Source organism: Ensifer sp. Root142 (assembly GCF_001426785.1).
Taxonomy (GTDB): domain Bacteria; phylum Pseudomonadota; class Alphaproteobacteria; order Rhizobiales; family Rhizobiaceae; genus Ensifer; species Ensifer canadensis.
Genome location: NZ_LMFK01000049.1, coordinates 252,043 through 270,644, shown reverse-complemented (window position 1 = coordinate 270,644; position 18,602 = coordinate 252,043). Strand labels below are relative to the sequence as shown.

At 62.2% G+C, this 18,602-nt stretch carries 16 protein-coding genes; 5 read left to right on the top strand and 11 right to left on the bottom strand.

Annotated features, from left to right (window positions below; genetic code table 11):
• Positions 1-8 precede the first annotated feature (8 nt).
• The 6 genes from ASD52_RS36150 to ASD52_RS36125 are packed head-to-tail and all read right to left on the bottom strand — an operon-like array spanning position 9 to position 6,442.
• Complete coding sequence (locus tag ASD52_RS36150; protein WP_063991883.1) at positions 9-1,373, bottom strand: BatD family protein; 1,365 nt, start codon at positions 1,371-1,373, stop codon at positions 9-11.
• Complete coding sequence (locus ASD52_RS36145; protein WP_057226778.1) at positions 1,370-2,941, bottom strand: VWA domain-containing protein; 1,572 nt, start codon at positions 2,939-2,941, stop codon at positions 1,370-1,372. Before ASD52_RS36145 ends, ASD52_RS36150 begins: the two co-directional genes overlap by 4 nt.
• Positions 2,938-3,942 carry a VWA domain-containing protein gene (locus ASD52_RS36140; protein WP_025428490.1) on the bottom strand — a complete coding sequence of 335 codons (1,005 nt, stop codon included), beginning with the start codon at positions 3,940-3,942 and terminating at the stop codon, positions 2,938-2,940. The genes ASD52_RS36145 and ASD52_RS36140 overlap by 4 nt, the downstream gene beginning before the upstream one ends.
• Entirely contained in the window at positions 3,929-4,456 is a 528-nt protein-coding gene (locus tag ASD52_RS36135) for a DUF4381 domain-containing protein (RefSeq protein WP_057226775.1), read from the bottom strand. Before ASD52_RS36135 ends, ASD52_RS36140 begins: the two co-directional genes overlap by 14 nt.
• Positions 4,457-4,458: 2 nt before the next feature.
• Entirely contained in the window at positions 4,459-5,454 is a 996-nt protein-coding gene (locus tag ASD52_RS36130) for a DUF58 domain-containing protein (protein WP_057211351.1), read from the bottom strand.
• 16 nt (positions 5,455-5,470) lie between these two features.
• On the bottom strand, positions 5,471-6,442 hold the full coding sequence (locus ASD52_RS36125) for a MoxR family ATPase (protein ID WP_057211349.1): 972 nt from the start codon (positions 6,440-6,442) through the stop codon (positions 5,471-5,473).
• A gap of 325 nt (positions 6,443-6,767) precedes the next feature.
• Between ASD52_RS36125 and ASD52_RS36120 the strand changes: the two genes are divergently transcribed.
• Together ASD52_RS36120 and ASD52_RS36115 are read left to right on the top strand one after the other, a co-directional pair.
• Entirely contained in the window at positions 6,768-7,697 is a 930-nt protein-coding gene (locus ASD52_RS36120) for a formylglycine-generating enzyme family protein (RefSeq protein ID WP_025428494.1), read from the top strand.
• Between the two features lie 146 nt (positions 7,698-7,843).
• Positions 7,844-8,806 (top strand): HAD family hydrolase, encoded by a 963-nt coding sequence (locus tag ASD52_RS36115; protein WP_057226861.1) that lies wholly within the window; start codon positions 7,844-7,846, stop codon positions 8,804-8,806.
• A gap of 62 nt (positions 8,807-8,868) precedes the next feature.
• Here ASD52_RS36115 and ASD52_RS36110 read toward each other — a convergent pair whose 3' ends face one another.
• Positions 8,869-9,486, bottom strand: a complete 618-nt coding sequence (locus ASD52_RS36110) for a hypothetical protein (protein WP_057226771.1) — start codon at positions 9,484-9,486, stop codon at positions 8,869-8,871.
• Between the two features lie 660 nt (positions 9,487-10,146).
• Between ASD52_RS36110 and ASD52_RS36105 the strand changes: the two genes are divergently transcribed.
• Both ASD52_RS36105 and ASD52_RS36100 read left to right on the top strand, forming a co-directional pair.
• On the top strand, positions 10,147-10,419 hold the full coding sequence (locus ASD52_RS36105; protein WP_038577818.1) for a hypothetical protein: 273 nt from the start codon (positions 10,147-10,149) through the stop codon (positions 10,417-10,419).
• A 223-nt stretch (positions 10,420-10,642) separates the two neighbouring features.
• Positions 10,643-12,412 (top strand): hypothetical protein, encoded by a 1,770-nt coding sequence (locus ASD52_RS36100; RefSeq protein ID WP_156613074.1) that lies wholly within the window; start codon positions 10,643-10,645, stop codon positions 12,410-12,412.
• A 226-nt stretch (positions 12,413-12,638) separates the two neighbouring features.
• Here ASD52_RS36100 and ASD52_RS36095 read toward each other — a convergent pair whose 3' ends face one another.
• The 4 genes from ASD52_RS36095 to ASD52_RS36080 all read right to left on the bottom strand — a co-directional run bounded on the left by ASD52_RS36095 (position 12,639) and on the right by ASD52_RS36080 (position 17,480).
• The gene (locus tag ASD52_RS36095) at positions 12,639-13,667 is read right to left on the bottom strand and encodes an NADP-dependent oxidoreductase (RefSeq protein WP_057226767.1); all 1,029 of its coding nucleotides are present in this window, start codon (positions 13,665-13,667) and stop codon (positions 12,639-12,641) included.
• 221 nt (positions 13,668-13,888) lie between these two features.
• Complete coding sequence (locus ASD52_RS36090; RefSeq protein ID WP_081788924.1) at positions 13,889-15,250, bottom strand: O-acetylhomoserine aminocarboxypropyltransferase/cysteine synthase family protein; 1,362 nt, start codon at positions 15,248-15,250, stop codon at positions 13,889-13,891.
• 42 nt (positions 15,251-15,292) lie between these two features.
• Positions 15,293-16,330: a 2-oxoglutarate and iron-dependent oxygenase domain-containing protein gene (locus ASD52_RS36085; protein ID WP_057226764.1), complete on the bottom strand. Its 1,038-nt coding sequence runs from the start codon at positions 16,328-16,330 to the stop codon at positions 15,293-15,295.
• Positions 16,331-16,769: 439 nt separating this feature from the next.
• Positions 16,770-17,480, bottom strand: coding sequence for an SDR family oxidoreductase (locus tag ASD52_RS36080; protein ID WP_057226761.1), 711 nt, complete (start codon positions 17,478-17,480; stop codon positions 16,770-16,772).
• A 110-nt stretch (positions 17,481-17,590) separates the two neighbouring features.
• Here ASD52_RS36080 and ASD52_RS36075 point away from each other — a divergent pair, with 110 nt between their 5' ends.
• A complete protein-coding gene (locus tag ASD52_RS36075; protein ID WP_057226758.1) occupies positions 17,591-18,490 on the top strand; it encodes a LysR family transcriptional regulator in 900 nt (299 codons plus the stop codon).
• Positions 18,491-18,602: the final 112 nt, after the last annotated feature.

The window sequence follows — 18,602 nt, the reverse complement described above, 5'->3', positions numbered from 1 at the left end:
CGGCAGCGCTAGCGACTGGTTGGTAAATCGGCGTCGAACGCCGGATTGAGATCGGGGAGTTCATTGGCCGGCACCGGCTCGTCGTCGAAGATTTGCTCGAGCCAGCGGCTTCTGGCTTTGCCAAGGCCGGCCCTAAGCGGCAGGAGATTCGGCTTCTGCGCCGCGTCCTGCTGGTCTCGATAAAGCGACTGCTGGTGGTTGGCGAAGGCGGCCCTTGTCTCCGGGTCGGCGAAGCGATCGAGCCACTGGGTCATTGGAACATTCCCCGTCTTGCGCGACCATGCGTCGATCGCCGCCTCGAACCGCTCTGCATCGCCGCTGCGGCATCCCTCGTCGACGCGATGGAAAGCCGTTGCCTCGGACTGCGCCTTGCGCGTCCGTATTTCGTCAAACCATGCCTGGATACGGCCGGCTATAACGGCGGCAAAGTGGATCAGGAGCGCCAGTGCCGCCACCACCAGGCCTGCGCCGACCCACCACTGCCAGTCAAATGGCGCTTTCTCAGGCGGCGGGTGCGGCGGGGCAAGGGCGGTCGCATCTGCAGGTGCTGCCGCAACCGAAACCTTGGCCAACGGCGCTTCGGCCGTTTGCGTCTTGCCGAGCGACGGATTGAACCACTGTAGGCTGATTGCGGGGATCGTGTAGGTCCCGGCTTTCGCGAAGACATAGGTGGCCGTGTCCTTGCGGACGCCGCCCAGGAACACGCCGCGATCCGACCTATGCTCGGAGAGCAAGGGGTCGTGGACATAGACTTTGACACCCGCCGGTGCTTCGAAGGACGGCTCCGGGATCATCATCGCCGCCAGTCCATCCGCTTCGAAGGTAACGGTGCGAACCAGAGCGTCGCCGGCACGCAGGCTTGCCGGATCACGATCAAAGACTTGCGTGATCGTCACTTTCGCGGCGGTGACGCCGGCCTTGCCGTCAGCGCCGCCGGGCACCTCCGTCACTGTCAGTCGCAGCGTCGGCAGTTTCACTCGCCCTTGCGTGGTTTCGCCGGGAACGGCCGCATAACCGAACGGGATATCGACAGGCGGTAAAGTGTAGTCTCCCGCCGCCTGCGGGGTGATGACATAGGTCTTGCGGATACCGGAGAAATCGACGCCATCGATTGTCTCGTTGAGGTTCAGGCCGCGATCGTCTGGCATCGTCACAACGGTGCCGGGAAGGTCGAACAGCGGAAACTGTGGCGGCGACAGAAAGTAGTTCGGCGCGAATACGTCGACGTCGACCTCAACCTGCTGTCCGGCGTAGATCGTTCCCTTGGTGGCGAGCGTGGCGCGGGCGAATGGGTCGGCTGCCAGCGCGACGTTCGCCAGCGACAGCCAGAGCGCGAAAGTCCCCAGGAGAATCGCGTAGATGCGGAGCTTCATGGTTTCGCATCCTTCGCTTCGATCGCGAACTTCCTTGCCAGCAGATCGGCCGGGGAAACCTGGATATTACGCATCCACATCTCGGCGGTTTGCGGCGCTCCCGCCACCGTGCCCTCCGTGCCCTTCTTGCCCTTGTCGTCGAACTGGATCTGATCCGGATCGAGCCCGGCCGCCTCCTGCTGGGCATCCTGATCCTGCTTGTCCTTGTCTGCCTTGCGTTTCTCGGCCACTGCCAGGTTCTGCCTGGCTTCGGGCCAGTCCGGGCGGCGTTTGAGCGCCTGCTGGTAGGCGGCAATCGCCTCCTCAGCCTTGTCGAGATGCATCAGGGCGTTGCCCTGGTTATAGTAGCTTTCGGCCGTATCGCCCTGCGCAAAGGCATCGATGGCATCCTGATAGCGTCCGATACGAAAGAGGGCGACGCCCTGCCAGGCCGGGTCCTGGAAATCGCCGGCCGCTCCCTGGAAATCGCCGCGATCGATGGCCCGCTGGCCCTGCTGGTCCGGGGTGAACCAGAGATCGGCAAAGCTGCGATCGGCTGCCTCGGCCTTTACCCCTGGCAGCACCGTGCCGACGGCTATCAGATAGACCGCCCAACGGACTGTCCAGCCGCGGCGGAACCACAACGCGGCAAGGAGTGCGATCGGGATGGTCAGCCACCAGCCGGCATCGTACCAGCGCGTCAGGCCTTCGGCGGTCTTTTGCGCGAAGCTGCTCTGGATCCGCCTGATGATCCAGCGCACGTCGCTATCGTCGGGCGTGACTGTTGCGACCTGCGCTTTCGACGCCGCCTGCAATGCCTTCAGCGCATCGACGTCGAGTTTGGCACGGACCCGCGCACCCGTCGCGTCGGTGAGGAACTGGCCATCGGCCGTCTTCACCGGGCCGCCATCGGCGGTGCCGATGCCGAGCACCATCAGGTCGTTGCGGCCCTGATATCGCGCGAAGGCGTCGAATGCCGTGCGCTCGACGCCATCGGTCATGAACAGGATCGTGCCCGGTACGGTCTCGCTGGCAAGCGCATCCTCGGCGACCTGCAGCGCCCTGCCGGTGTCTCGGCCGGTTACCGGCATGATGCTCGGCGAGAGGGCGGCCAGATAGGTCTTTATGAGGTTTGCATCGTCGGTGAGCGGCAGCACCATGTGTGCTGTGCCGGCATAGGCAAACAGGGCAGTACGCGCGCCCTTTCGCAGAGAAAGGATATCCTGCACCTTCAACTTGGCTCGCTCGAGCCGCGTCGGCGAGACATCAGTGGCATTCATCGTTTCGGTCAGGTCGATCGCGATCGCCAGCGGCGCCGTATCCTCGACGAAGGGCGGCTTTTCACGCTGCCATGTCGGTCCGGCCGCCGCGATCGCGGCAATCACGATCAGCACGGCCGTCAGGTGAACCGGTTGCAGCCGTCGCCTTCCGCCTTTCTCGATCAGCAGGTGGTCGAGAAGATGCGGCGCGATCATGCCCTGCCATTGCGAGCGCACGTCGGTGCGCCGGCCGATCAACATCACAAGCAGGGGGGCGGCTAGCAGCGCCAGCAGCCAGAGCGGCCTGAGGAAATGGAAGTCGGCGATCATGCTCCCGCCTCCCTTTCGCGACGCCGGTCTGCGCGGGCCGACAGCAGCCACATGATCGCGTGATAGACGAGGACGAGGATCAACGCCGCGCCCAGCGGATAGTGGAACAGTTCGATGCGCGGCCGCCAGGACAGGGTCTTTTGGTTTTCCGGCGTCAACTGATCGAGAAGCTCGTAGATATTCTGCAGCGAGGCCTGGTCCTGGCCGAAGAAATATCGTCCATGCGTCGCCGTCGCGATCTGTTGCAAGACTGACGTGTCGAGCTTCTGTTCCCCTTGCGCATTGGGATCGCCGATGCCGACCGTGTGGATGACGATGTGTTTTTCGGCGGCAATGCCGGCGGCCTTGTCGGGCGGCATCTTGCTCGCGGTGTCGTTGCCATCGGTCAGTAGGATCAGCACCTTGTCCGGTGCCGTGCTTTGGTCGAACATCTTGATCGCAAGGCCGATCGCATCGCCGATCGCGGTGCGTGGACCCGCCATTCCCGGCAGGCTGTCGGCCAGCATCGCCTTGACCGTCTTGTGGTCGAGCGTGAACGGCACGAGCGGGTAGGGGGCATCGCCAAAGGCGATGAGGCCGAGACGGTCTTCGGGGCGCTTGTCGATAAAATCGGCGACGACCGTGTGCACGGCATCGACCCGGGCCTGCAGATTGCCGGCCGGATCGTGAAAGTCGCGCGTATCCATCGATTGCGACAGGTCGATTGCCAGCATGAGATCGCGTTGCGGTTCGGTCTTTTCGATCGGGGGTTCGATGTATTGCGGCCGCGCCAGTGCCAGAACGATCAGGCCCCAGCAGATCGGCGCAATCAGCTTCTGTCCGAGGTTTGACTTGGGCACGACCGATCCTTCGGTCGCGCTGATGCCCGCCGCCGCGGTGATGTCCTTGAAGAATGGGATCCGGACCGCCGCCGATTGCTCGCGATAGGCCGGAAGCAGCCACCAGATGATGACTGGAAGCGGCAGCAGGAAGAGCAGCCAGGAATGATCAAGAACGTACATGGTGCGCCTCGATCCAATGCCGTGCCGCGGCAACATGAGCCTTCGCTTCGGCTTCAGTGACAGATGCCAAAACTGCCGGTCCGCGATATTCCGCTTCTTCGAAGAAATGCGCCGCGGTTGTGGGAAAGACAGGGCCACCGGAATGGGCGTCGAGGAAGCCGATCCAGCCCTTGCCACTCAGATTGGCGATCGTCTCGCGTGGCCAGACCGCAAGCGCGGTGCGCTTGATAAGGGCGGGCAGGGCAGCGAGCGCATCGCCACGTGTTTGAGCCGCGCGGATGCGCTGTTCGATCTGGCGAAGCTCGCCAAGCGCCTCGCGGCGGTAACGATTGAGCTCGCGGTGGCGATACCAGCGCCGGAGCGCGAAGGCGATTGCCAGCAGAACAAGTCCGGCGAGTACCGCCCAGGCCCAGGTCTGCGGCAGCATCGAGACGGGCGGTGGCAAGGCGATATCGGCAAGGCCGCGGAGCGCTGCAGCGAGGCCGGGATCGACCGCTGGCGTGGTCCCTTCCATCGCTACCGTCTCCGCTGACGCCAGGCCAACTGGCCGAGCATGGTGCGCAATTGCGGTGCGATCTCTTCCGCAGAAGAGATGGGCAGCATTGGCAGGCCGAGGTCCTCCTGCCATGCCTGAAGCGCGCGGCCGCGCTTGCGCGCGAAGCTGTCGATCGCCTCGCGGACGTTTGCATGACCGAATTGAAGCTCTGCCTGTTGCGCGCCGCCGCTGACGACGATGTCGCCCTTGCGCGGCAATTCCAGCATGAACGGGTCGTAGATCAGGATGGCGATCACGTCATTGTGCGCAGACAGCTTGAGCAGCATGTCGCGCGTTTCCAGGCCGTGGCCGTCGAAATCGCTGATGACGATGATCAGATGGTCATGCTTGGCGATGTTGGCGACGGTCGAAAGCACGAGGTCCAGTTGCTCGTCGCCTCTTGCAACTTTGGAGGTCGCGGTGAGTACGGTGTTGTGGCGAACGATGACGTCGGCAAAACGAATGACGGCCTCGCGGCTGCGATAGGGCCTGATCTCGTCGACGGTCTCATCTCCGAATACAAAGCCGCCGACCCGATCGCCAAGCGCCGTGATGCGCCAGGCGCAAAGGGCGGCCACTTCCGCCGCGGCAACCGACTTCATGGCGCGGCGGCTGCCGAAGAACATGTTTATGCGCTGGTCGACGATCACAAGCGCCGGCCGATCCTTCTCCTCGTCATAAACCCGCACGACCGGTTTGCCGGTCCGCGCCGTCACCCTCCAATCGATGGTGCGGATATCGTCGCCAGGCAGGTATTCGCGAAGCTCCTCGAAGGAAAGCCCACGACCACGCATGCGCGATTCATGGCGCCCAGCTAGCAATCGCCGGACCGGCGCCTTACGCAGGAAGGTCAGGTCGCGGGCTGTCGCCTCAAGGCCGACCAGTTCGTCGACGGAGGTGTAAGCGCCCGATGCCTCCACCTTCGGAGGATGGGCAATGCCTTTCGACCGGGCGAATGCGGACAGGGATATTGCCATCGGGCCTCTCCATCTCTCAGGCGACAGCGACCTGCTGCACGATCCGGTCTATGACCTGGTTGGCCGTCGTGCCGCCGGCATGGGCTTCATAGGAGAGGACGAGCCGGTGGCGGAAGACGTCGTGCACAGTCGCCTGCACGTCATCCGGCGTCACGAAGTCTCTTCCCTTCAGCCAGGCATGGGCGCGCGAGACCTTGTCGAGACCGATGACGCCGCGCGGACTGATGCCCACCTGGATCCATTTGGCCACGTCCTTGTCGAGCTTGTCCGGGTAACGTGTCGCCATAACCAGGGCGACGATATAGTCCTCGATCGCGCTCGAGACGGTCACTGCCGAGATTTCCTTGCGTGCCGTAAACACCGCATCCTGAGCCAGCTTTTCGTTGGACTTCACTTTCGAGGCGGCAGCCGTTTCTTCCGACCGCACCAGCCGCATGATCTCGGCCTCCGACTTGGCGTCGGGATAATCGACCTGGATGTGCATGAGGAAACGATCGAGCTGCGCCTCAGGCAAGGGGTAGGTGCCTTCCTGCTCGATCGGGTTTTGCGTTGCCATCACCATGAAGAGGTCGGGAAGTTCGTGGCTGTCGCCGCCGACAGTGACTTGCCGCTCCTCCATCGCCTCGAGCAGGGCGGACTGCACTTTCGCCGGCGCGCGGTTGACTTCGTCGGCAAGGATGAGATTGGCGAAGATCGGGCCTTGCTGAAAGCGGAACTCGCCCTTGCCGCCTTCGGTGAAATAGACCTCCGAGCCGGTGATGTCGGAGGGCAAAAGGTCCGGTGTGAACTGGATGCGTGACAGCTCTGCGTCGAGGTTCTTCGCCATGCTCTTGATGGCCCGCGTCTTGGCAAGCCCGGGCAGGCCTTCGACCAGCAGATGGCCGTTGCTCAGGAGACCGAGCAGCAGGCGTTCGATCATGCCCTGTTGACCAACGATGGCTTCGCCGATCCGCTTGCCGAGCTGTTCGATGTCGTCGCGTGTACCCATTGAGATTTAGCCCCTCCCGCCGGCCCGGCGGCGCCAACCCTGTGTGAACTCTCATTTGTGAACTCTGAGGGGAGATTAAGGTTACATGCGGCCCGTTGGAAAGAACGTAACAGTAACGAAGCGGGCGATTGTGGTTCTCGATCAATCCACGGGCGGGGCAAACGGCGCCCGAATTCGATTCGTGCGCCGTCGTAACAGTTACGTACTTTGGAGTCGGAAAGTTTGCGTCTAGACTTCGGGCTATCAGGATGGACGCGACATCCGCCCGGGAGATCGAAGCCGCATGCAAACACTATCCACAAGGCCGACCCTCGACGAAACGCCAATGGCGATCAGCGCGCGCGAGCCGATCTGGATCGAAGGCGGCACCTTCACGATGGGGTCCGACCATCATTACCCCGAAGAGAAACCGGCTCACCCGGTGAAGGTCGACGGATTCTGGATCGACGTCACGCCTGTCACCAACCGGCAGTTTGGTGCATTCGTCGAGGCGACCGGCTACGTCACCGTTGCCGAGAAGGCGCCTGACCCGAAGGAATACCCGGGTGCACTGCCGGAAATGATGCGGCCGGGGTCGGTGATTTTCGATCCGCCGAAGCGCGTCACCAGCCGTGACCCCTCGCAATGGTGGAACTTCAAGTTCGGTGCCGACTGGAAAAGGCCATATGGCCGGCAGAGCAACATTCGCGGCAAGCTCGACCATCCCGTCGTGCAGATTTCCTATGTCGATGCCATGGCCTATGCGAAATGGGCCGGCAAGGATCTGCCGACGGAAGCCGAGTGGGAGTTCGCCGCCAAGGGCGGCCTGAATGACGCGGAATATGCGTGGGGCGCCGAACTTGTTCCGGAGGGCCGCTTCATGGCCAACACCTGGCACGGTGCCTTCCCGACCGAGAACCTGCGCCCTGACGGCTTCGAGCGCACGTCGCCGGTCGCCAGCTTCCCGCCCAGCGGCTATGGCCTTTACGACATGATCGGCAATGTCTGGGAATGGACAAGCGACTACTGGTCAAGCAACCACCCGGAGCCTGCGCAAAAAAGCTGCTGCATCCCCTCCAATCCGCGCGGCGGCGGCGCTGAGGCAAGCTACGACCCGCGGCAGCCGGAGATCCTGATCGCGCGGCGGGTGGTGAAGGGCGGATCGCATCTCTGCGCGCCGAACTATTGCCGTCGCTACCGCCCCGCGGCCCGTCACGCGCATGAGGAAAATGCGGCAACGACCCATATCGGCTTTCGCTGCATTCGCCGGCCGTAGACGTCTAACACCGACAGTCTTGTTTCAGTTGAGGAGGACACCCGATGATTTTGGCGGCAGGAGAGGTCGCGTCGATTGATGTGGATGCGCATCGGAAGGGCTGGCGGCGGCGGACCTTTATGGGAGTTGCGGCATCATTCGCATTGATGCTGGCCGCGCCGGCGCTTGTGGTGGCCGCTGATGCACCTCCGGCTGGCCTTCCTTCCTGGAACGACGGTGAGGCGAAATCGGCAATCATCGACTTCGTGACGCGGGTGACGACCGAAGGCGGCCCTGATTATGTCGCTGAAGTGGACCGTATCGCCGTGTTTGACAACGACGGTACGCTCTGGACCGAGCAGCCGATGTATTTCCAGGGCATGTTCATCAACGATCGCATCAAGGCTATGGCCCCGGATCACCCGGAATGGAAGGACAAGGAGCCGTTCGCATCGCTGCTGAAGGGCGATATGGCCGGCGTGGCTGCGGCCGGCGAGAAAGGTCTCGTCGAGCTCGCGATGGCGACACATGCAGGGATGACGACGGACGAATTCACGAAGATCGTCAAGGATTGGTTCGCAACCGCGAAACACCCGCGTTTCGACCGGCCCTATAACGAGATTACCTACCTGCCGATGAGGGAGGTATTGGATTATCTGCGGGAAAACGGCTTCAAGACCTATATCGTTTCGGGCGGCGGCATCGAATTCATGCGGCCGATGACCGAGCAGATGTACGGGATACCGCCGGAACAGGTTGTCGGCAGCACCATAACCACCAAGTATGAACTTCAGGGTGACACGCCGGTGCTCATGCGCGAGCCGCAGGTGGATTTCATCGACGATGGCCCCGGCAAGCCGGTCGGCATCAACAAGTTCATTGGTCGCCGCCCGATCTTTGCCGCCGGCAATTCCGACGGCGACTACGAGATGCTGCGCTGGGTTACCTCTGGCGCAGGGCCGAGCTTCGGGATGATCGTGCACCACACCGACGGCGAGCGGGAATGGGCCTATGACCGCCACTCGCATGTCGGCAAGCTCGACAAGGCGATGAACGAGGCGGAGCAGCGGAACTGGCTTCTCATCGACATGAAAGCCGACTGGAACAGGATCTACGCCTTCGAGAAATAGACAGGCGTTGCGGGGACATCACTCGCCGTCGGCACGGCCGCGAGTGATGTCAATTATACCCGCTATTTCGACGTAATCTGCGTGAAGGCGATGCCATCGATGTGGCCGCCTTTCAGCCGATAGACAAGCATTTGCATGACTGTCGTGTTCTGTTCGCCCTGTTGCTGGTGGGTGTAACGCACCATGCCTTGCTTCGGAGCTGCGCCGAAGCGTTCCTCCAGGGCTTCCGTGCCGTCCTTCAAGGTCGGAACCGGCAGCAACAGCGGCGCGAGCGCAACGGTTGGGGTGTCACATTTATCGGCTTCGTTGGCAACTTCTTCGGTGGAGATGAATGTCACCGGTTTCTGGGCGGGCGTGGCTGCGTCAGATCTGTCGTTCGCGACGAACCAGATCCGCCGCGGCAGATCTCCGGTCGCAAGCTCGTAGCACAGCCAGCCGACCGTCATGCCCTCCACCGTCCGGCTGCGGATATTGCCTCCGAACGTGGCCTTGACCTCGTCGAGTGTCGTCTTCTCGAGCGTGATCGCAAGCGAGCCGGCATTGATGAGATTGTTGAAAGGCGTCTCGAACTGGAGTGTCTGCGCTGTCGCCGTCAGCCCACCAAGGACGAGTGAGGGCAGGCCGCTCAATTTGTCGTCGCTTGCCGCAAGCTCGGTGCTCAGCAGCGTCAGACCGGTCACGGCGATCCCTGCAGAAAGGAACGCTACCAAACGTCCGCAATGAGATGTCTTGTCCAAGGATCGCATGGAAATCTCTCCGTTGTACTCAGCACGCGATACGGCCTGTCGCCGAATGTCATCGCGGGCATTCTAAGCATCGCAGTATTCCGCATCGAAGTACGTAACAGTTACAATCGGCGATGAACCGCTGTGGAGAAGCGCAATATGTCAGCTGTGTCACCCCGTGGAAGCCAACTGTAGCGCAATGCCCATGCCAAGCAAGCCGTCGCGATCACGGTAAGCTGCACGTCGCTGGCCTGTGGAGTGGCGGTTGCGATTAACGTGCCCTGGCCTGGCTATCAATGCCGGATCCGACGAGGTGTCATCGGTGCGTTTTCGGGGACGGGATCGCTTCGCCGTCAAGCCAGCGGCGGCAATGTTACTGTTACGTACTTCCGGAAACGGACGGTTCCTGCGATTTTGCGGGGGCAGGAGAGGGATAGGTAGAAGTTGGTCGTTTAGCTGACCCGAGGCTGCACCCGTCAGGTAGGCATATCTCAACGAGACGCTGGCAATCAGAGTACCGGTGGCATTCCGGATCTGTACTGAGGCGCGCGAACGCTATTTTCGCGCGCAGGCGTGGCATGAAGCATCGATCGTCGTTCAAGCGGATAGAGCACAATGCCCAACGAAGCCAAACAACGGGGACTTTTGAAGCTGATGCTCAAGCTTCCGGCGTTGCGCGGCCAGTTGCAACTGCTGAGCGCCAAGAACATGCCGCTCGCAAGCCTTTGCGAGGCATATGACGAGGCGACCTCCATGCTGGATCGGCAGCGTCGGTGTGATCCGCAGGATGCATCGATGGTGGCAGAGTACGAACTGATCTGTCTAGAGATCGAAGAGGAGGTGATTTCCATCTGCCTCTCCAGTGCAAGCAGTGAATCTAATCCATAGTGATCAGTTGTTCGTTGGTCTGGAATTTTCGGTTTCTATCACTCAGCCCCTGTAATCTTATTGGATTTCCAGTTCACTGGCCGTTTCATTTTGGGGCTGCGGCATTTGTTAGAAAAATGTTTTGTGACTGCCCTACATTTCTCTTTCCGCTCCCGGCTCTGTGATCTAGAGTTCACCTCGCATTTGCACTCTCTCTCGGGTTGTAGGTAAATGGGGGCGCGCTATGAACACAAGAGAAGACGCGGACCGAGCGGCTTACTACCCAGTTGCCGAGCGCCCGGCGCGAGCCGAACTCGACCGTATGTTGGGCGACCCGCGCTTTCATGGGACAGAGCGACACCGCAAGCTCTTGCGATACCTGGTTGACGAGTTCTTCGCCGGTCGTTCAGCCTCGGTGAAGGCCTATACAATCGCGATCGATGTCTTCGCCCGGCCGAGTTCCTTCGACCCGGCGACCGATCCGATCGTGCGCGTCGAGGCGTCGCGGCTTCGAGCGGCCCTGGCACAATATTACGAGGCGCTTGGCGATGAAGCCGCCCTGCGCATCGAACTCCCCAAGGGCAACTACGTCCCGCTCTTCGTCAGGGCTGACGGAAAACCGTCACAAGCCGTCCTCGCTCCACCGACGATAGCGCCTGATGCCGCCGAGCCACCGCCGCCATCGCCTTCGGCCGTCGCCGTCGGGCGCCGCATCTCCATGGCGAATGTTGCCATTGCGAGCGCCGGGGTTTTGGCGATGGCTGCAGCGTTCTACGTTTCGATGGCCGACCATTTCCCGTGGAAACCGATCCTGTCCGAAAAGCCGACCGTCGTTGTCGACGTGCAGCCGCAACGGGTGAAAGACGGCGAAGAGCAGAGGAAGATTGGCGACTATCTGGTGCATGCCCTGTCGCAGTTCTCGTCGGTACGGACGCTGGCGCAGGAGCAGCCTGCCGGCATCGACGTCGCATCGGTGACAGGTTGGGTTGCACCCAGACCGGCTGTCCGCCTTGCCGGCAGCAAGGAATATAGACTGTCGATCAGCTACAGCATGGCGAACGATGCTCACGAGCTCGCCTGGCAGGTGGTGGACCCACAGAGTAGCGAGGCTTTGCGCTCCGGTGTCTCGAAGCTGCCACTAGAGAGCGGTGATGCCCACCAGATTCAACAAACGCTTCTGGTGAGACTTGCGCGCGCACTTGCGGGCGAAGACGGCGTCATCACCAGCCTGGAGGCTGCACGCCAGGTCAGTGCGCCATCCCTCGGTTATGGCTGCGTGTTGCAGGCCGATATGGCTTTGGCACGAACCGACCCCGAAAATCTCGCAAGCGCGCTTGCCTGCCTCGAGCGGTCGCTTGCCTACAATGCAAACGACGCGGATGTATCGGCAAGCCTGGCAATGATCCTGGTGGTGACGGGCGAAGCGGATACTTCGCCGATCGCTGGCAACAGGGCGTTGAAGCTGGCAGACAAGGCAGTCGCGCTCGCCCCCCAGGCAAGCCAGAGCTATGTGGCGCAGATGATGGCGCGCTTTGCGGCGGGGGATACGGAGGCGGCCTTTCTTTCAGGGCAGCGCGCCAGCGCGCTCAATCCGCTGGACGAGGCCATTCCGGCGAGGTTGGGGCTGTTGCAGTACATCTCCGGCCACTGGTCCGAAGGTGTAAGATTGGCGCGGCTGGCGGAGGCGAATGGGGAGTATGTGCATCACGATGCAGCGCTGACGCTGGCGCTCGACGCCTATCGCGGGCGCCGTTACGAGGAGGCCCTGCTTCGTGTGCGCCAGCTTGCAAACACATCGGACCTGGCCGTCAACCTGCTGCGCCTGGCCGTCGCCGGCCAGCTCGGATTGACGCAGGAGGCGGCCAGCGCTCTTGACGAGGTGCGCGCGCCGACGGGACCTGCGGATATTTCGCTTTTGGCGAAACCGGTGACAAGGAGCTATGCGCCGGAACTGGCGGCGATGATCGAAGACGGCCTCGGCAAGGCCGGTGTCCGACCGGCCGAAAATCCCTAAAGCGCGTCGCGATCTTTCAGATTCGCTTGCTGCGCTTTAAGTTCTTGTGTCTACGCAAAACCGGGGCACACTTTTGCGCGACATGCTCCACTGCATGTTTCCTTAAATCGTACCCGATTTATGGACAAAAACATGAAGCAATTCAAAGCGCTACAGCGACCTTTGCGCGTCTGAAAAGACGCGCGGCGCTGTAGGCGGCGACAAAGCCTGGCCGCCGCGCCAGGCGTTAGTTCTCGTCGGCGACGCGAATGACGAGCTTGCCGAAGTTGTGGCCCTCCAGCAGCCCGATGAAGGCTGTCGGCGCATTATCGAGGCCGTCGACGATGTCTTCCCGGTAGCGGATCTGGCCCGATGTAATCCAACCGGCCATTTCCCGATAGAAGTCGGGGCGCTGGTCGACAAATTCCCTTTGGATGAAGCCGCGAATTTGCAGGCTCTTGCTCAAGACGTCACGCATGACGAGGGGCAGGCGGTCGCCGCCCGTCTGTTCGCCGGGGCGGCTGTTGTATTGTGCGATCAATCCGCAGACGGGAATGCGGGCGAAATCATTCAGCAGCGGAAATACCGCATCCCAAACATGCCCGCCGACATTCTCGAAATAGACGTCGATCCCGCCAGGGCAGGCGGCTGCCAGTTGTTCGGGAAAATCGGCTGCGTGGTGATCGATCACCGCGTCAAAGCCGAGTTCGTCGCGAACGAAAGCGCATTTTGCGGCACCCCCTGCGATCCCGACGGCTCGCGCGCCTTTGATGCGGGCGATCTGCCCGACCGCCGAACCGACAGCGCCGCTTGCCGCCGCAACCACGACTGTTTCGCCCGCCTTCGGCTTGCCGATCGTCAGCAGGCCGGAATAGGCGGTAAAGCCGGGCATGCCCAGGACCCCGAGAGCGGTTGACAGCGGGGCCGTCGATGGGTCGAGCCTGCGCAGGGCTGCGCCATCGGAAACGGCGTAAGCCTGCCAGCCGGAATGAGAAAGCACGAAATCGCCCTCGGCGAAATCCGGGTGACGCGAGCGCACGACGCGGGCTACCGTCCCACCCTCCATCACATCGCCGATCTCGACGGGCCTGGCATAGGATTTCCCGGCATTCATGCGACCGCGCATATAGGGATCGAGCGACAGGTAGACGATCTTCAGCAGGACCTGGCCATCGGCAGGTTCCGGGATCGCGGAATGACCGATCCTGAAATTGTCTTGTGTCGGCTTGCCGTCCGGGCGGGAGGCAAGAAGGATCTGGGTGTTTTCGGAGGTCATGGCATTTCCTTCCGCCGCTGGCGCATGCGCTCTGTGGCAGCGTAGCGGGTAAGATGTTTCTGGCTGGCTACCTTCGCGGGCGTCACGCAAGACGGCAAGCCGCGACTTCTGGCCCTGGGCTCGCTCCCGAACTTTCGAAGCTTTAGCCGATAATCGAATATGACAATGGTCCAACCGTTGCCGACGGTTGGGCCATTGAGCCCATTGTTGATTTCGCCGGGTTACGCCGCGTCGATCGCCTGCTTCAGGTCTGCGATAATGTCGTCAGGATGCTCGATGCCAACAGACAGTCTGACATAGCCGGGGGTGACACCGGTTCTGAGCTGGTCCACCTCGGAGAGCTGCGAGTGGGTGGTCGTTGCCGGGTGGATCGCCAGCGACCGCGCGTCACCGATGTTGGCGACGTGGTAGAGCAATTGTAGTCCGTCGATGAAGCGGCGTCCGGCCTCGCGTCCCTCCTTCAGCTCGAAGCCGACCAGTGCACCATAGTGGCCGTTGCGCAGGTATTTCTCGCCGCGTGCCTTGGCGTCGCCGTCCTGAAACTTCGGAAAGATCACACGCGCCACTTTTGGGTGCGCACGGAGGAAATCCGCGACCTTGATGGCGTTTTCGCTGTGCTGGCGGATGCGCAGCGGCAAGGTTTCCAGCCCCTGAATGAACTGGAACACATTCTGCGGGCTGATGGCAGCGCCGAGGTCGCGCAGGAGAACGGCGCGGGCACGCAAGATATAGGGGTGAAAGTCGATGGCGGCGGCTTTTTCCAGCCAGGTCTTGCCCTGATAGCTCGCATCCGGCTCGTGCAGATTGGGATGGCGCTCGGCGTGTTCGTGCCACGGAAAAGTGCCGCCATCGATGATGGCGCCGCCGATGGAGGTGCCGTGTCCGCCGATATATTTCGTGGTGGAATAGACGACGATAGCGGCCCCGTGATCGAAGGGGCGGATGGTCAGGGGCGCCGCCGTGTTGTCGATAATCAGCGGAATGCCGAACCGACGGCCGATCTCGGCGACTTCGCCGATCGGGAAGACTTCGAGGCTCGGATTGGGAAGCGACTCCGCGTAATAGGCCCGTGTCCTCTCGTCGGTCGCCTTCGCAAATGCCTCCGGATCGGACGCATCGACGAAACGCACCTCGATGCCGAAACTCTTCAGCGTTGAGGCAAAGAGCGCCCAGGTGCCGCCGTAGAGCCCGGCGGCACTGACGATATTGTCGCCGGATCGGGCAAGGTTGAGCACGGCGAAGGCCGACGCCGCCTGGCCGGAGCCAAGCGCGAGGGCGGCGGCACCACCCTCGATTTCGGCGAGGCGCTGTTCGAATGCGTCCTGCGTCGGATTGGACACGCGGGTGTAGAGATGGCCGGCCGCCTCAAGCGCAAACAGCTTGTCGGCGCCATCGGTGCCCGGCAGCTGATAGGACGTCGTCTGGTAGATCGGCACGGCAACGGCGCCGCTGACTGGATCGAAACGGTAGCTGCCGCCATGCAGCGCCAGTGTTTCGGGCTGAAGCGGTCGCGACGTATCGCGCAGGCCGCTCGGAGCCTTAATTTCGACTGCAGGCTCCTCAGGCTTTTGATGGATCGTCATGGATTGCTTCCTTCAGCGTTCGAGTGGTTGCAATGGGATGGATCAGGCCGGCACCGGCGCCTTCAGCTGCTCGACAAGATCGGCATGGTGGGCAGCGGCGACGTCGGGGTGCGACCTGAGGCGTGATTTCAGGACATTGCGCCCGACCTCGTGGAACAGCGGGTTGAGCGGGTCCTGCGTCACGCCGCGAACCTCGGCCGCAAGTTCGGGCGGCAGATCGAGCACCGGGATGGTCGAGGCGAGGTTGGCGCCAAGGAAGAAGGCGACCGAGCGGCGATCGCCGCCGGCGGGCGGCGTGATGACGCGGTGGATGTTGGCGAGCAGGTAGCCGTTCGATGCCAGTTCCAGCAGTTCGCCGACATTGATGACGAAGGTGCCGCGCTTCGGCGGCGCATCGATCCAGCCACCCTTGCCGTCATCGACCTGAAGGCCGCCGACTTCATCCTGAAGCAGGATGGTTACGAAACCGCCGTCCTTGTGTGCGCCGACGCCCTGGTCGCTTTCGGTCTTGTCGCGGCCGGGATAGCGGATGATCTTCAACAGCTGGTTGGGGCCGTCGCGATAGATCGGCTCGAACACGTCGGCGCGCTGTCCGAGCGCCTCGGCGAAAACCTCGATCAGGCGGATGCCAAGTCGGGTCACAGCCTCGATCCAGGCGAGGATCGCCGGCTTCAGTTCGGGCAAGGCGTCCGGAAACTGGTTGGGGCCGACCAGGCGCTTCCACGGTGCATCGTTTGCGTGGATCGCGAGGGGCGCGCGCTGTGGTCCGAAATCCACCTGCTCGCGCCAATCCTGCGTCCCGCGGGTATATTCCAGGCCGGCGCGATTGTAGCCGCGAAAGTGCGGCGACTTGCGCATCTCGATCGCCAGCTTGTCCTGTTCCGGCAGGGTGAAGAAACGGCGCGAGAGATCGAGGACGCCATCGATCTGCTCCTGCGGGATGCCGTGTCCCTCGAGGTAGAAAAAGCCCACCGAGCGGGCGACGCTGCGCAATTCTTCAAGCGCCGTCGCCCGCTCGGGATGGCCCGCCGCAAAGCGTTGCAAATCGAGAATGGGCAAGGATGAGTTGGCGTCGGTCAATGGTGGCTCCCTTCATTTTCTAGGCTGCGACGGGTGGCGATGCCGTCTTCTCCTGTGTGAAGCCGACACGGCGCTGAAATGGCAGGCCGCAGATGCTGAGGGAAGCTTACCTGTCGGCGCCGGTTATTCAATATTGTCTATTGAAAATCTAGACTAAATACGGAGCCGCAGGCGCAGAAGCATTTGGGCAACAATCCCATTTGCGAGAATTTCTATTCTGCTCCGGATTGCTGGGGGATCGCCGGCCGTCGCATTGATGCCTCATGACCGGCATTGATCACTGCGATCGCCATGCGCCGGGCGCGGTGGACAAGCGAAAAATGCGCCCTCGGCCGTGGTGGAGTGTGGAGAGGGCGGCAGTTCTCTTCAGTCGCATCATTGTGGGAATGGTGTTGGCGTGCTGGGAGCAGCCAATCAGCGGCTGCTCCTGGTGGCTTCGTCAACGCAACGCAAAGCCACCGTCGGGATAGAGCGTCGAGCCGTTCATGAAACCATTCTCCATGAGGTAGATGACGGTATGCGCCACCTCGTCGGTGGTGCCGACCCGTTTCAGCAGCGCGGCCTCGGCGTAGCTCGAGAACGAGGCCTCCCTGATGGCGTCGGGCTGGCGGCGCCATAGGTCGCTATCGATCGTCCCTGGTGAAATGACGTTCACCCGGATCGGCGCCAACTCGACGGCGAGCGCCCGCCCGAGACCTTCGATCGCGGCATTGCAGGCGCCATAGGCGGAACCTTCTGCCGCCGGCCTGACGCTATAGGCGCCCGCCATCAAGGTGACGGACCCGTTCTTGTCGAGATAGGGCAGGGCGTGCTTCACCGCGTAATACTGGCCCCAGAACTTCGATCGGAAGGAGCTTTCGGCGACGTCGTCGGACGCCTTGTCGATTCGGCCGCGCGAATAGGATGCGCCGGGTGTGAAGAGATGATTGATCGGGCCGGATTGTTCGAAGAAACGGCGCAAGGAGTCCTGATCGATATTGTCGACAACGACGGCGCGGCTCTTCGGACCGAGCTTGATCGTTGCGCGCTGCAACCTTTCCGGATCGCGCCCGCCAATGACCACCTCTGCGCCAAGGTCGATGGCGCGCTCGGCAACACGCAGGCCGATACCGGAACTGCCGCCGATGATTGATACTCTCTGCTTTCTCATTCTGTCGGATCCCTGAGATGTGAATGACTGGGTGGCACTATATCCGCGATCAAAAATCGCTTATGAGAACACTTCTCGCAGTACCTGAGATTTAAATTCTGGAGTGTGCCATGCTTCCCGGCGATCATCTCAGTGCTGTCAGGGCCTTCATGCAGGCCTCGCGGTCCTCGAGCTTTTCAGAAGCTGCGGAGCGGCTCGGCCTTTCCACCTCTACGGTGGGCAAGGCGGTTTCGCGGCTCGAGGGGCGGTTGGGCGTGCGGCTCTTCCAGCGCAGCACACGTCACCTTGCGCTGACCGAAGAGGGCCGGGTGTTCCTGGAGGGTTGCGAACGCGCCGCGGCGGAACTGGCCGCCGTCGAGGCGGCGCTCGCCTCGCGCATGGAGGAGCCGGCCGGCCGGCTCAAAGTGAGCTTGCCGGAGCTGCTCGGTCGGCGCATTGCCGCGCCTAGTCTGATCGCGTTGGCAGTCGACTATCCGAAGCTGGAACTCGATATTGCCTTTACCAACCGGCTTGTGGATCTGGTCGAGGAGAATATCGATCTATGCGTGCGCGTCGGCGAGCTCGCTGGTGGGGGTGACCTGATGGTCAGGAAGCTCGGCCAGCAACGTCTGACGGTTTGCGGCGCGCCGGACTATCTGGCAAGGCACGGGACGCCGTCGCGCCCCTCGGAGCTCGCTGCGCATCTCTGCGTAACACAATCCCGAGGGCCTGTAGCCGAGAGCTGGCGGTTTACTGAGTCCGGGCAGACGAGGCACATCAACGTGCGCAGCACCCTCAGCATCGCTGATCACGCATTGATGGCGGACGCCGCCTGCCGTGGACACGGGTTGGTGCAATTGCCGGGCTGGATCGTTGCCGACGCGATCTCAGATGGTCGTCTGGCTCCCGTCCTCGAAGCCTATGCGCCGACACCTCTTCCCGTCTACGCGCTCTGGCCGCACCGGCTCGGCACGACCCCGCGCTTGCGCATCGCGGTCGACGCATTGGTCGATTGTTTTCGCGATTTCTGAAACGGCGTGGCGGATAAAGCGGGCGCGACGCAAGTCGCCCGGTCCATTCGGTCTTTCTAACCCGAGCATCATTGACTAGGTTTCGGCGATAACCGGGCCCAGATCCCGACGG